At 67.8% G+C, this 16,483-nt stretch carries 1 protein-coding gene; it reads left to right on the top strand.

The window, feature by feature from the left end; all coding sequences use genetic code 11:
- Positions 1–81 precede the first annotated feature (81 nt).
- A complete protein-coding gene (locus EGM46_RS04355; RefSeq protein WP_241156172.1) occupies positions 82–16,422 on the top strand; it encodes an SdrD B-like domain-containing protein in 16,341 nt (5,446 codons plus the stop codon).
- Positions 16,423–16,483: the final 61 nt, after the last annotated feature.

Raw genomic sequence — 16,483 nt, 5'->3', positions numbered from 1 at the left:
GAACGCACACACCGATCCGCGCGGGTCGGTCGGGGAACAGAGCGAGAGGATTGAGGCCGTCGCAGCCTCGGGGGACAGGCGTTGAAGAAGATCTTCTCAGGGGTGGCGTCGGCTGCCCTCATTCTCATGCTGGTGCTCGCTGATGTGGCGGGCGGCGCGAGCGCACTCCCCGCGGCCCACGCCGCCGAGACGCCGAGCATCACGCTGAATGGCACCGTCGCCGAGGGCGATCCGGGATACCTCAACTCGAAGTCGATCGTGCTCTCGACCGGCTCCGAGACGAAGATCAACTACCGCCTCGTTCCCGGCTACGCATCCGGGGCGGCGACCGGCGTCACCGTCTCCATCTTCCTGCCCTCGCTCGAGTACGTCGGTGACGAGTATCGGGTGGTCGGGCGGGACCGCGCCCCGAGCCCGCTCGGTGTGCAAGGGCGGGTGAGCGCTGGCGGCGGCTGGAACGTGCTCTCGGACACGACCGTGCAGGGCGGCCCGATCGTGATGGAGTACGACGGCGACCTGCGTGCCGGAGTGAACCCGGCGTTCGATATCTTCCTGACGACCTACAACGACGGCTCAGACGGGCCGTACGGCGGCGTGCCGGAAGGCACACGTTTTGAGATCAACGGTTCCGTCTCCTATGAGATGTTCAACCGCGTCGAGGGCTCCTCGTGGACCACCCCGAACGAGCTCGACGACGAGTCGCGCGTCTCGGTGATCTCCTCGGACCTGCGCTGGGAGACGAAGATCGAGTCGCACGTCCCGGGCGGCGGCCCGGACCTCGTTCCCATTTGGGATCGCTACCAGTACGTTGACTACCTCTACTCCCTCTCGAACACCTCGGACAACGTCGCCGCCAACATCGACGGCTACTCGGTCACTTTCGACATTGATTCGACCGACAGCGATGTGAACGGCATCATCCCGTTCGACATCAACCGCTGGCGGTACGCAGAAGACGGTCCGGCCACCCCGAATGAGGATCGAAACGACACATCAGGGCAGTTCGTCGGCGTGCCTGGCCAGGGCGGCGTGCTCATCTACGACGTCACCGACTGGGACGGCACGAGCGAGCTCACCGACGAGATCCCGTACACGTATTCCGGAACCGGAATGCTCACGATTGACCGCGAGCACGGCGCGAACAAGCAGGCGATCACGCCAGCGGGCGCGGCGGGCGCGGCCGAGCGCAAGTTCCTGATCTCCCTGCCACTGAGCCGGCAGGGCTTCCCGAACCCGCCCACCACGTTCCGGGTCACCGCGATCACCAACGTCCTCTTCGCGAAGAGCGCGAACTGGTCGAAGACGCGCATCGTCGAGCGCGAGATCGTTGTGCCAGAGTACGCATTCACTTTCTCGCACACCGCCCAGCAGCGGGAGGTCGTCTACGGATACGAGACCTACACCGAGATTGCGGAGCTGCGGAGCGCATCGAACGCGCCGACCTTCGACCCGACGGTGCGCTATGAGCTTGATCCGGATGTTGTGCCGGATCGCGTGAGCTACGAGATCCCTGAGGCAGAGCTCGAGCGCTTCGCGGACGCGCGCGTGGGCTACCGGATCACGGACGAGCAGACCGGGGAAACATCGGCCGAGTCACTCACGCCGACGGTCTCCGAGCCGGATCCGACCACGGGCCTCGTCACGCTCACCTTCGATCTTGCGGAGCTGCGGGAGCTGGGCTGGGACCGCACGCTCGTCCTCGGGCTCGGTGATCGGGTGGAGGCCGGCGAGCTTCTGCCCGTCACCATCAAGGTGTTCGGTGCACCAGTCCGCGTCGGCGACGTGTCGGCGACCGCGACCGCGGTCTTCATCGAGAAGGTCGCGAGCAACGACGACTTCGGCGGCAACACCACATACACCGAGATTCCGCACGAGACGCCGATCGATGCGGGCTACACCGTGATCTACCCGAAGGAGGTCGTGCCGAACATCGCCGTGCGCATCGACGGCACGGCGGACCGGGCGACGGTGGACTACGGCGCGATGACCGCGATCGACTTCCTCTTCGGCGTGAACGGCACCGCGGCCGCGAACTCGACGACGACCCTCGAGGTGAACCCGAAGGTCGAGCGGCTCCGCGACGCCGAGCTCACCCTTCGCTCCGCGCTCTTCGCGCAGGCGGAGCGGGTGCGCGTGAGCGTCGAAACGCTCGACGGCACCGCCACCGAGCTGGATCTCGGGAGCCCCGAGGCGAATGGCGACGTGGTGATCGCCCTGCCCGAGCACGCGGCGAAGATCGTGATCGAGACCGGTGCGCTCGCCACCGACGGTGCCGTGAAATTCGCAACGATCACGGCGAAAGCCGGCGCGAAGCTCGACACGCAGCACCTGATCAACGCGAAGATCCGCACCTATCAGCCGAAGCCCTATGATCGGGACGCCACCCGTGAAGCGACCGGCACGATCGACATCCGGCTCCCCAATGAGCTCGCGCCCGTCGTCGACGTCGTCGGCGTCTACGCCTCGCAGCGCACGCAGCAGACCACGAACGTCGGCTACGAGTCGACCTTCGCTGCGGAGTACCAGATCGACACGAAGGGCGTGAATTCGCCCCACTCGAGCTACACGATCGACATGCTTGCGCCCACGAAGACGGGGGCGCTCAAATTCTCGAAGATCGCGCTCCAGCAGCCGTTCCTCGACGCCATCACGGATCCCGTGATCACGTTCGTGAGCGCCGCAGGAAAGGAGCAGCGGTTCAGCGGCGCAGAGGTCTCGGCGGCGGATGTGACGCTCGGCGACATCGCGAAGATCGTCGTTTCGGGGGAGGATCTGCGCGTCCAAGGGCTTCGCGCGGTCGCGCTCGTCGAGTACCGCGCGGACATCGAGATCGGCTCGTCGCAGACGCTGCGCGCCACCTTCATCGGGACGCAGGAACCTCCCTACGAGGAGGCAAAGCTCGCGCGCCAGCAGCACCAGGTGAACGTCCGCGAGACGCAGACCGCGGTGAAGATCGAGGGCGTGAACCAGGTGACGCAGCCGCTCGGCGCGGGAAATGCCTACTCGGTCGACATCTACCGCTGGTGGAACCGCGGCTCCACCTACAACACGCAGGACTACACCCTCGACCAGGGCTACAAGTCGCTCGGCGGCTTCACCACGACGCTCACCCGGCCGACAGCTGCGTCAGAAAACAACGACCAGCGCGTCAGCGTCGATGTCGCGCTCCCGCACACACAGTTCGATCTGTACTACCTGAAGATCCGCGAGGACATGCGACCGTACCTCGATTCGGTCGACCTCTTCCGCATGGTCGACGGAAAGGAAGTGCTCTGGAAGACCGTTCCCGGCGACGCCTGGGTGGAGAACTCCCAGGAGGGCGCCGGGTTCTGGCGCATCGCCACCGCCCGGCCTGGCACCCCGGACAGCGAGTTGTTCACCACGTACGACTCCGTCGCCGGAGTGAGTGAGCACCCATACTACAAAGAGGCCTGGGACGCGGATGTGCAGCCCGAGTCGCCCGTCTCGCGCGTATCGGTGCACCTCGAGTTCTCGCGCGAGAGCAACGACGCGGCCCCGCAGATGGCCGGCACGCAGAACGACGTGATCGAGTACATGGGCCGCTTCCATTCGTCATCCGTGACGGGAAAACAGGCGACGAAGCTCACCGCCACCGACACGTTCGGGCGCGATCGCGAGCTCACCCGCACCGCCAGCACCTCGATCAACTCGCTCGTCGCCTACCCGTTCGCGCAGTCTCGTACTGGCGCGAATGACAACACGTCGCTTGCGAACAAGGTGATCCCGATGGGGAGCACGGGGGAGTACCTCGCGAGCATCTGGAACGTGAACACCGCCAATTGGTCCTACTACTCCGGCCACGGGCCAGACGTATACGTGCCCGCTGCGACCGAGTACGACGAGTGGCTCGGCATGTACGATCCGGCGTCGTTCCACGACACCCTCGTCTACGAGTTCGTGTATCCCGCGACTCCGGCCGACGACGCCGTCTACAATCTCGACGCGACCCACGTCTCGATCACCGATACGAGCACGCTCAAATACCTCACCGGGGTTCGGGTGATCGGTGCGCGCGGCGATATCCTCGCCGCCGACTTCGCCGCCCCGCTCACGCAAGCCCCGCGCTTCGACTACGACAACTCCCGCGAGCGAGGGATCCACGACGATGGCGACGGGACGTTCACCGTCTCGTTCGGCCAGGAAGGCTCCTTCCCGAAGCGCTTCGAGGCGATCTTCGAGGAGGTCGCCGGTTTCGGTGAGCGCACCGCGGAGCTCGACGGCGTCGCCCCCGACACCCTCGGCGCTTCGCTCGCCGAGGTCGACGTGCGCGTCGGCGGCGTGGTGAACGGCAACCGCGCGCTCCAGGGCACCACCAACCTCTACCGGGTGCCGAGCGACACGGGGATCAAAGCCCTCATGCACTCGTCGAGCGCCACGCTGACCGGCTACACGCCGAAGCTCGGGGCGAAGCTCGACATGAGCTTTGACCGCGTCAAGGTGTACGACTATCAGGCCGACGGCATCACGCCGAGCACGACGCAGGTGGCCGTGGGGATCGAGAACTCCTCCGAGGCGGACATCAAGGACGCGGTGATCACCTTCACCCCCGACGCCGCGTACCGCTCGCAGCTCGTGGCGATCCCGGAGGACATCTTCGACGGCGACTGGTCGGTCGACCGGGTCGCGGTGACCCAGGGCGGCACGAGCGTGGAGATCGCGCGTGATCGCTTCACCCCGAACCCGGAGACGGGCATGCGTGAGTTCGATCTGCGCACCCTGTTCGCGGACGGCACGCTGCGCTCGCAGCCGTTCGACGTCACCCTGGGCGGGCAGGCGACCCTGCTCAAGGAGCACATCGACAGCATCACGGTGGCGTTCGCGCCGCGCGACCGCACGGTCGGTCTGTGGGGCTCGATCACCCGCGCCAACTCGAGCGAGCTCCTCCCCACCCGGATGCGCGACGGGGGCGACGTGTTCGTCACGGGCGTCTGGGTCGACGAGGACGCCGACGGCCCGGGCTGGAGCTCGAAGCCGACGTTTGTGACGGAGCGGAGCAAGGGCAGCGACGAGCAGATCATGCTCCACAGCGCTTTCACCGCGAGCGCGGTGGTCACCTCCTACAACCCGATCTTCGTCTCCGCGGGCGGGGGCAACGCGGGCGAGAAGCCGACGCTGCGCCTCGCGAGCAGCTCGAGCAGCGCTGCGGCGCCGCGGGTCTTCACCCGCGTGGCGCGCATGCAGGCGCACGCCGTGCACCTCCGCGAGGACTTCTCGCGAGCCGACGCGACGGGTCTGTTCTACGACGCGGACACGGGCACCCAGATCGACTTCACGAACATCGCGGTTGGTGACACGACCCGCGTGCTCTACGAGCTGCGAAACGTCGGAACGACGGCGGACGACGATGCCGGCCCCGGTGCGCTCCCGGTGTTTTCTCCGGTTGCGCACATCGAGGCGCCCGCCTTCCTTGAGGTCTCCGACGTGCAGGCCTCCTCGGCGTACCTGCTCGCCGACCCGAACCGGGCGGGGGTCATCGCGGAGAGCGTCAACTCGGCGGTCGAGGTGCCGGAGGACCAGGTGCGGATCACGCGCCAGAACGCGAAGCGCGCCGACGTTGCATTCGACGTCACGCTCCACGACGGTGAGTCTGTGTTCTTCGTCGTCGAATACACGGCAACGAACGACCAACCGAGCACCCCGGGCGCGACCCAGGGCAAGACCTTGCAGTGGAACGTGTACGCGCGGCCCGCGTACACGCACCACTTCATGAGCTACAACAGCGACGGCGCGAACGGGAACCGGGTGACGGGATCGACCGCCGCCGTGAACTTCGACGGCGACGCGTTCGCCGAGCAGCTCGGGCGACTGACGAACACGGCGTACCGCTACGCCGATCCGAAGCAACTCGTCATCGAGAGCCGCTTCGACCGCGAGAACGTGTCGGGCGAGGACATGACCCTCACCGTGAAGAACATCGGAAACGAGATCCGGCACGACAACACCGCGCTCGACCTGTTCCTCACGCTCGACACCGGTGGCCTGCTCGGCTTCGAGCTGACCGAGTTCCCGAGCGTCCCCGCGCTGCACGCGCCGGAGAACGCCGAGGGCAGCGCGCCGCCGACGGTCCTCTTCCAGGACCGGGACGGGAAGTGGGTCGACGCGGCCGACTTCGATCCCGCGCAGCACGCGATGCGCGAGATCAATCGGCTCTGGATCCGCTACGGCACCGTGCACGCTGGCGCCGGACCGTCGAGCTTCGAGATCTCCGGGATCGGCCACTGGCGCACGCCGGCGGCCCAGAACACGAAGTCCTACCGCCTCACCTCGCAGGCGCAGACGCGCCTCACGCACCAGGACGAAGCTGGTACGGGCATCGCGGAGTACAGCTACCGCACCGAGGCGGCGCAGACCGTGTACAAGGCCATCCCAACAGTCGAGTTCAACATCCAGTCCTTCGACACCCGCGCCGAGGCGACGGCTCCCTACGACGGCGCGCAGCCGGGGAAGACCGGCTATCTGGCCGGCGACGAGGTGCACTACCGGCTCACCGCGAAGAATCACAGCACGGATCAGGGCACGAGCACGAACACGCCGTACGGCAAGGCCCCGCTGCGTCACCCCGTGATCGTCGACAAGATCCCCGAGTACCTCAGCACCGAGCTCAGCCGCTTCGTGCACGCCGGGGAGCTCGACGTCGCCGGCGCCGTCGCCGCTGGCGTGCTCGAGATCCGCATGCTCGACGCCGCGGGTGTGCCGCGCGACTTCGCGCTGCCCCGGGTCACCGTGCGCTCGGTGACCGGCCTCGATGTCGCGGGGGCCCAGACCTTCGCGAACGACCGGCACAACGACGGCTGGGGCCGGCTCTCCTCCGCCGAGCCCGTGAACACGACCGTGAACCCGGCCGACACGATCGACTTCGACGTGTTCAGCTACACCTTCGCGGACGAGGATCTCGGCCGCGGCGAGCAGCTCGAGATCGTCTACACCGCCACCGCGCGTCAGCACGATCTGCCCCGCGCGCAGTATGCCGACGGCACGGCGGTGTTCGCGCCGCTCTTCGGCTGGTACGGCAGCAACGTTCCCGTCGCGAACTCCGCGAAGCAGACCTCGATGGACCTCGCCGCGTTGCTCCACGACGCCGGGATCACCGGCGACCGCGGGCACGAGATGACCCCCTCCGAGTTCCTGTCGAACTCGCACGCGTGGTTGCCCGGCTCGACCGAGCGCCGACGCGACGCGAGCAACTCCCCGGGGTCGTACCTCCAGGCGACCTACTACGACGCCTCGGCGAACGTCGAGAAGTCGCACACCGCGTTCCTCCGCGAGACGGCCGCGAGCGAGCTCTACACGAGCTTCTCGTCGACCGCGCTCGACGAGAACTTCGCGTACGCCACGAAGGCCCGCGTCACTGACGGCACTGTGACCGCGCCCGAGCGGATCCTCTGGGCGCAGGACGGCATGCAGCTGAACCGCGCCTGGCTCTCCGGCGCGAGCGAGATGGTGCCCGATGCCGAGCGCGCCGCGTGGGGCACTGACGCCGCGAACTTCGTCGAGCACGACGGCTCGCTCAATTCGTACGAGCGCCACCGTCTCGGCTATACGCCCTACGTCGAGGACGACTACAGCTACGCCGTGGAGCTGCACGAGGAGTTCACGGTGCGCCTCCACGCGGCCAACCTGGGAGACCGCGCGATCGGCAGCGGGCTCGAGTACACCGAGGTCCTCCCGCTCGGGATCAGCCCGTACGACGAGTCGGGCCAGCTCCTCGGCGTGACCGCGCGGAGCGGCGGCGGCGCCGAGCTGGCGAGCGAAGTCGAGATTCTCCAGAGCCCGGACAACGATCAGGGGTACCGCGCTCCCGCGCAGTCGCAGGAGGCTGGCACCTACGCCGAAGGGACCCGCGACGATGGGATTCCCTACGTGCTCCGGGTCCGGGTCGCCGGCGAGGTGACCGGGCTCTTCGGTTCGGCCGCCGCCGACCAGAGCCTGCAGACGCAGCGCGTCGAGATCCGGGTGCGCGTCGCGGGCGAGGTGCCCGCGAACGCGAAGGGCCTCTCGCTCTGGCACGACCAGTTCACACTCAGCACGATCGCGCCCGAGGAATACCTCGAGATCTACGGTGCGGAGTACGGCGGCTTCAGCCGCCCGATCGGCGTGTACAACACGGCGCGCTTCCCGAATGACGGCATGGCGCAGGGCCTGAACGTCAACGACCTTGCATACGACTTCGGCTCGTACACCTCCTACTTCGCGGTGGAACCGTGGGGCCGGTATGTGCGCGGCCTGAACGCGCAGGGCACCGGGACCTCCGTCGATGGGGACCGCCCCGCGATCGTGACGGGCGACCAGATCGCCATGCGCCGCCCGACACTCCGAGTGTGGAGCAGCGCGGCGAAGGCCGAGTACCCCGCGGGGATCGACCCCACGATCGAGGACTTCAGCGTCGACCTGTACGAGGAGTTCTCGATCCGCTCGACGGTCGAGAACCAGCAGCTCGAAGTGCTCGGCGAGTACAACCGGGTGAACAGCGGGTACAACCGCTACTCGGGGGAAAACTTCAACGACGACATCTGGAAGAACGCGCCCCAGACCATCGGTGGCGCGCGCGGGACCTGGTTCGAGCCGACCGTGACGATCGCACTGCCATACGGCATTGCCCCCGTCCTCGATGACGGATCCGTCGCTCGCTACGACGGCGAGCCCGCTGAGCAGCAGAGCGTCAAGTTCTCGGCGTCAGCGCGGACGCTCGGGATCGGCACCTCAGAGCTTGCCCGGGATCTGCGTGAGTTCTTCGAGGTACGCGTCGAACTCCTCGAAGACAAGCTCGGAAAGCGTTTCCTGCTGCACTTCACCGCCCGCGCGGGTCAGGACACCGAGATCGCCTACGGCGAGGCGCTCGAGATCGCGCCGCGCGTGATGACGATCGACACGCCGCTCTTCGGAGCCGACACTGACGACAGCCGCTACCAGCACGTGCTCACGCTCGCTGGGACGCAGCGGCCGGTCTTCGCCCCCGTCATCTCGGAGCGCTACACGACCGGCGCGCCCCCGTCACTCGCCGCCCGAGACCAGGGCAATTCGGCCGCCCCGAACAATGTGAAGTCCTCCAACGGCCTCGCCATCACGGCGAACGACCGCATCCGTCGTGATTCGACGAGCACGTGGAGCAGCAACATGGGTGCGCTGAAGATCACCGAGCGCCTCATCGCCGCCACGCAGCCGTACGGCGGGGACACCGAACTCACCCTCAACACCGGCACGGGCTGGACAGAGCGGGCCGGCGAGCTTACGCGGGCGGGAACTTCCGGATCAGTCGTCGGGGCGAGCGCGCCCGCGACGACCGGCGCATACGGCAGCAGCGACCTGAACCTCAAGAAGCCGTCGATCACGAACACCACGAAGGCTGCCTCCTTCGCTGACGGCGCGCTCGCCGAGCTGATCCAGGTCGATGCCGCGGGGAAGTACTGGCTCGCGACGGAGGTGTCGAACGCGCCGGAGGACGAGACGAACCCCTACGAGCGGCTGAAGACCGCGGGCGACGTCCACAACGCGCGCTTCGTGGTAACGCAGTTCGTCACGAACTTCGCAGCCGCAACCGACGAGGTGCGCATCGCGGTCGGCGACGAGGTGCTGGACCGCGCCGCGTTCGAGGCCCGCGGCTACACGGTCGAGCGGAAGACGCCGGCCGAGCCAGCGGTCGACGCGACGCGCAACCGGATCCAGTGGGTCGTCACGCCGCCAGCGGGGGAGCGCGGCACGCGCGGCGAGCTGAAGTCAGGCGAGCGCTTCACGCTCCTCACCGAGCTGCAGTTGGTCGACGGCTACGAGGACAATGTCGTCTCCGACGACACGGTCTGGACGGCCGACGAACTCGTCATGGACACGTACGTTTCCCTGATCACGGACGACACGACGCTGATCCCGCAGGGGAGCCAGGGGGCGCAGCGCCCGGCCGATTTCATCGTCCAGTCGCTCGCGTCGATCGCGTACCACACGCACACGAGCGACCGTGGCACCGGCATCGACATCGACAGCAATGGCGACCTCGCCGGCCGCTACGCCGCGGACTCCGCGGAGATCGAGATCCTGAAGCCGCGCGCCGAGGTGCGCGTCAACACGACCCGGCCACGCATCGCCTACTCGAACGGGCTCTCGGGAGACACGTACTTCAATTCATCGGACACGATCGAGTACCTCATCACCCACGCCGAGAACACCGGCTCCGGGCTCCGCGAACTTGTCATCGAGAACATCCTCCCGACGGATGACACGAACGAGAGCACCGTCTCGGTCAGTAACCAGCCGATCACCACGAGCACGCGCTACGTCACCTCCGGCACGTGGGAGCTGCCGCAGCGCACGGTGGACCGGCTCGCCGATGCGGGCACCGAGATCGACGACGCCTTCAAGACCTTCGTCTACGTCTCCGACGAGCTCGCCGAGGACGGATACGAGGCCGGGGCATGGACGCTGCTCAACCCGGGCGGCACCCCGATCCTGCGCAACGAGCGCTTCGAGATCCCGGCCGCAGCGCAGGGGGGCCTCCAGAAGATTCGGATCGTGGTGCGCGCGCTCGATCCCGAGACGACCCTCGTGCCGCAGGGCACGCGCCTCGCGATCGACGCGGACCCGGAGACCCCGGGAACGCAGTCGGTGCTCGACACCGATCCGACGAACCGGAGCACCTCGCCCTACCCGGCCTCGGTCACGGACCACGCGATCTCGCTGGGCGTGCGGATCGGGTCCAACGCGAAGTCGACGCTGTTCGTCTACGACACGGCCCAGTTCTGGGGCAACTACGTCTCGACGCGGGTGTCGAAGCTCGCGCAGAGCGAGACCCGCTCGTACCTGACCCCGTCGCGCCCCGTGGTCAACGTGAAGTACGACTCGCTCTACTACCGCAGCGACTCCACGAAGCCGAGCGATCAGCGCTTCGGCTGGTCCGACATCACGGCGATCGCGCCGAAGTCGTCCCCGCACCTGAAGTTCAGCGGCGAGTTCATCAACGCCGACCGCTCGATGTGGTCGCGCGACGAGGACAACACGTACGCCGAGGACACCCTGGTGAATCCCTTCGTCACGTTCCAGCTCCCCACCGTGATGGAGTCAGGCGGCGCGTTCACCTACGTGCCGCAGGCCGATATCACCGCCGATCACCCGCTCGACAGCGCGCACCGCTCGCGCTACTCGCTCACCGCCGAAGACACGAACCTGTGGACGTGGAAGCTCGTGCGCGCCGACGGCAGCGAGGCGGACCCCGAGTCCCACCTCACGCACACGCGGATCGCGACCGGATCCTGGCCCGGCTTCGACCGAAACGTCGTGTCGGTGTGGTTCGAGGGCAGCGTCATGCCGGGTGACAAGATCGTCGTCGAGTTCATCGGCGCGGTCGACGCCTACTCGCCGGGGGCCGACGCGGAGGACCTGAAGTCCCGCGCCATGGTGACGAACAACACCGGCCTGCTCCACCCGCTGAACTCGCAGCAGAACGCCGCGAACCGCCTCGGCTACGCGACCGACGGCAACGACTTCAACGACAACAAGCTGATGAACGACCGCCTGGTCTTCTCGGAGAAGTCGCTGTTCCAGTACGAGACCTACGACAACTTCGGGAAGCGGAAAGTGGCGTACTCCGACCTCAACCGCGCGGGCAGCGTCGCACCCGAGCAGACTCCTGTGCGCCAGGGCGGCGACTTCACCTTCGAGGTGTCGGTCGACAACTCGAAGGAGGCGGGTGACCGGCCCTACCCGTACCCGATCATCTACGACGTGCTGCCAGCCGCGGGCGACACCTCGATCACCAACGCCACGATCCCGCGCGGATCGCAGTACTCGGCCTGGCTCCGCCCCGACAGCGTGAAGCTGGAGCGCGAGGGCGCCGACAAGAAGACGTACCGGCCGAACGAGTACACCGTGTTCGTCGGGCCCTTCACGAAGCAGGCTGGCGAGATCGTGGAGACCGAACCGGTGCCCCACGCCGAGGCCGCGAGCGAGTCGTTCTACGACGCGCTCGGCCTGCCGGGGGCTCCGTCCGCGGTGCGTGATCGGCACTTCGTGCCGCTCGCAGAGCTCGCGGACCGCCCGGAGCTGCTGCACCGCGCGCAGTCGATCCTCGTGCTCTTCACCAGCGCGACCGAGCAGCTGCCCGGGCAGAACAAGCTGAAGCTCACGTACACGATGCAGTCTCCGCTCAATGCGCCCGTCTACCTCGAGCAGTTCGACGGGGCCGAGCGCAAGGCCGACGCGTCCCTGTGGAACTCGTTCATGGCGACGCAGCGGGTGAGCCGCTTCATCCCGCAGGAGTCGAACAACGCGGGCGTCTACGCGACGGAGAAGCGTGATGGGGTCTACCTCGGGAACTACGTCTGGAACGACGTGAACTACAACGGCGAGCAGGACGAGGGCGACGCGGTGCGCGACGGCAACGGCCGCACGCACCTGCAGCCGACGCGCGACCTCGACTTCGACGGCGAGATCGACGATCCCGGCATCAACGGTGTGCGCGTCACGCTCCTGACACCAGCGGGGTACAACGTCGATGCGCTCGGCAACCCGATCCACGAGGTCTCGGGCGCGTGGGAGGTCGTCGACGAGGCCACCGGCACGTCGGTGCTCGACGAGGTGTTCCAGCGACCCATCCCCTCCGAGGGGCCGCTCGTGACCGTCACCGAGTCGGACATCGCGGGCAACGCGGGGTACTACACCTTCTCGAACATCCGCCCGGGCGACTACCGGGTGCTGTTCGAGTTCCCGCGCGAGTACGACGCGTTCTCGACCACCACGCGCACCGTGTTCGAGCGCGCCGGCGTGGAGAGCTTCGCTCCGGGCGAGCCGCTCGACATCCCCGCCTCGGTCGACGACGCCGCGCTCGTCGCCATCACCGAGGCGGCGACCGTCGACTCGGCAACGGACGACGCGCAGCGCATGAGCTTCGACCTCGGCGTCGCGCAGACGATCGAGTTCGGCGGCACGGTGTTCGCCGAGGACATCGACACGCTCGACGGCTACCAGGCGGGGCCGAACGAGCCGGGCATCCCCGGCTACCACGTCACGCTGAAGCACCTGAGCGGCGAGACCGTGCGCGACCCCCACGGCCGCCCGATGGTCGCCGTAACCGATGCCCAGGGCGCCTACCGCTTCACGCTGCTGCCGGTCGACCGCCAGTACTATCTGGAGATTACCGACGAGAACGGCGAGTTCAACTCGGAGCGGCTCGTCTCCCCGTTCCTCCACCACAGCGACCCGTTCGCCGAGGCGAACGACAACGACGGCCTGAACGAGAAGGGCACGCGGATCGTGAAGACGAACCCGCTGAACTTTGATCTCGAGGGTCTCTTCGCCTCCGACTTCGCGCCGCGCGAGAGCGTGAGCATCGGCTTCTACGACAAGACGACGTACGGCGTGATCGGCAACCGGGTGTGGGACGACCGCAACCGGAACGGTCTCCAGGACGCGGGGGAGCCGGGCATCGCCGGGCAGCAGCTCGAGCTCGAGCAGTACGTCGAGATCGACGGGGCCTGGACGCGCACCGACTACGCGCAGCGCACGGTGTCGAACGAGGATGGCTTCTACTACTTCACGAAGGTGCCGAGCGTCCGCTCCGACGGCGCGGAGGCACTGCCGACGAAGTACCAGGTCGTCGTCCGAGAACTTGTCACCGGTTACACGTTCGCGCCGACGCACGCGCCCGGGCTGTCGCCCACCGGCACGCGCGAGACCGACTCCGACTTCTTCCCGAATGGGACGATGCACGAGTCCGGCGCGCCGCTCGGTGAGCACCTGATCAGCGTCATGGAGGTTGACGACGCGACGGGCGTCATGTTCGGCATCACGGACAATACGATCGACCTCGGGCTCATGGCGCACGCGCGCTCGGAGCTCTCGGGCGAGGTGTTCCTCGACGCCGACGCGAGCGGCACGAAGACCGCGGCCGAGGTCGCTGCCGCAGAGGAACGCTACACCGCCACACTCGAGGTGCGCACCGAGGCCGGCTGGGTCACCGCGCGGCAGGACGCCGCGGGGCGCATGATCGAACCGGCCGCGGCGCGCGACAGCGACGCGCCGATCCGGCAGGCGGGCGTCTCGGCGTACCGCTTCGAGGAACTGCACATCATCGACAGCGTGCAGCTCGTGCCCTACGAGTACCGCGTGCGGGTCACGGAGGTGCCGCTCTGGCAGGGCATTGCGGCGCTCGGCGCCGGGGACGATCCCGCCATCGACAACGACTTCACCCAGGCGGACCGCGGCGCGACGCTCACCGCGGTGTCCGAGACCCGCGTGCTCGGCGCGCTCCAGGACGAACTGCTGCCCATCGACACCCGCACGGGAGTCCCTGCTGAGCATGTCGACCTGGGGCTCGTGCCGCTCGAGCGCGAAGCGCAGATCGGTGACTTCATCTGGGACGACCGCGATCGCGATGGGCTGCAGGGAGCGGACGAGCCCGGGCTGGGCGGCGTCCGCGTGGTGCTCAACCGCGTGATCGACGGCGAGCTCGTGCCCGTCGCCGAGACGGAGACGGACGCCGACGGTGGGTACGCGTTCACCGCGGCGGTTGCCGAGGAGGATCCCACGAGCGCGCGCGTCGACCAGCCCCACCGCTACGTCGTGGAGTTCGCCCTCAGTTCGCGCCAGACGATCTCCCCGCTCGCGGTCGGCGGCGACGACGCGAAGAACTCGACGTTCGCCGAGCTGCTCGGAGGCGGCGGCGCGCGCTACGGCCACGCGATCGCGGACCCCGCGCACACTGTGATCTCCGAGGAGTTCTCGCTCGTGTCGGCCGACGGCAACGGCCGCGCCGACTACACGACGGCGGCCGGGACCGACCGCATCGACGGCGGCGTGATCACGCACGACTCGATCCGGATCCTCGGAGACACCGTCTTCCACGACGTGAATGCCGACGGCGTGCAGGATCCCGACGAGCCGGGAATTCCCGGGATCGAGGCGGCAGCCTTCGTCCTGAACCGGGACACCGGGCGCTGGGAGCCGTACACGGACGCCGAAGGGCGGCACACGGTCATCACGGACGCGGACGGGCACTACGCATTCGCGGTCGAGGTCGCCGATCTCGACAAGGACTCGCCGCACTACCGCGCGCCCGCGGAGTACCGCGTGCGCCTCGACGCGCCGGCGAATCTCCAGCTGGTGGAGGTGAACAACGTGTTCTTCCGCCAGCCAGGTGGCGACGTCGACGGGATTCCGATCCCGAGGCCCTTCAGCACTGTGCTCACCGAGCCGATCATGCTCATTGAGGCGGCAGCGTCCGCGCCGCTTGACCTCGATACCGCACACAATGTGCTCACCGCGGACGCTGGCTTCACTGTGTTCGACACCGACGTGACCATCGGCGGCCGCATGTGGGAGGACGCCAACCACGATGGGATTCAAGACGCTGATGAGGCGGGAATCGCTGGCCACATGGTCACCCTGTGGGAGCGCGTCGACGGTGTCTGGGCCCGCACCGCTGATCTCGACGGCGTTGGCGAGACGATGTCCGACGCCCTGGGGGCGTACCGCTTCCGGGTCGCGCCCACTCACTTCGAGGAGGGCGCCGCGGGCTTCCTCGCGCCGCGCGAGTACCGTGTCACCACCGAGCGCGCGGGCTACCAGCTGTGGTCGCCCCTCAACGCTGGCGACGATCGTGCGATCGACAGCGACATCAGTGCGCTGCTGGAGGCGCCTGAACTCGTGTCGCACCGAGGAGCGTCCCTGAACTTCGCGATCGCGGACGACGTGGATGGGGTGATTGACCTCGCCTCCGTCCGCGACGATGTGCGGATGGACATCGGGGTGAAGACCCACCCGAGCCTCGCGGCCATTGGTGGAACCGTGTGGGACGACGCTGACGAGGACGGCGAGCAGCAGCCTGGTGAGGAGCCGCTCGTCGACCGTGAGGTGACGCTGTGGGAGCGCGTCGACGGGGAGTGGCGGATCGCGAGCGACGCGAACGGTCACTCGACGCAGCGCACTGATGCTGCGGGGCGCTACGCGTTCGCGGTGCTGCCGACGGAGTACGACGCGGCAGCTCCCGGCTACTTGCTGCCCCGCGCGTACCGCACGACGGTTGAGGTGCCCCAGGCCTTCCGTCTGAGCCTCGGCAGTCTCACTGCCGAGCTCGAAGGAACGCGAGCCGTTTCCCTGGAGGCGCAGATCGTGGAGCTGGAGCGCGCAGACCCTGAACAACCTGAGGAAGCCGAGGCTGCTGCGTCACTCGCGGACGACCTCGATCCCTCACCGGCTCGGATTGATGTGACGAGTGTGCGGGAGGATCTGACGCTGAGCTACCCGTTCGCGCGGGTGCCCGTGCCCGTTGGGCCGAAGCCCGGCGTTCCCGTGATCGGTGACCTCGCGGTCACCGGAGCAGGGCTCGGCATCGGCGCGGCCCTCGGTGTGCTGCTGCTCGCATCGGGCGCGGTACTGTTCGGTGTGCGTCGGCAGCGAGCGAAGCAGGAACGAGAGTAGTGGGAGCGGAGGGCACCCGAGTGGCGAAGCATGGAGCATCCGAGCATGACGACGCGGCACA

Origin of the sequence: Leucobacter chromiireducens (assembly GCF_003917135.1) — a bacterium.
GTDB classification, from domain to species: Bacteria; Actinomycetota; Actinomycetes; order Actinomycetales; family Microbacteriaceae; genus Leucobacter; species Leucobacter chromiireducens_A.
Note: the sequence above shows the minus strand (reverse complement) of the source record. Positions and strands in the feature narration are given on the sequence as shown.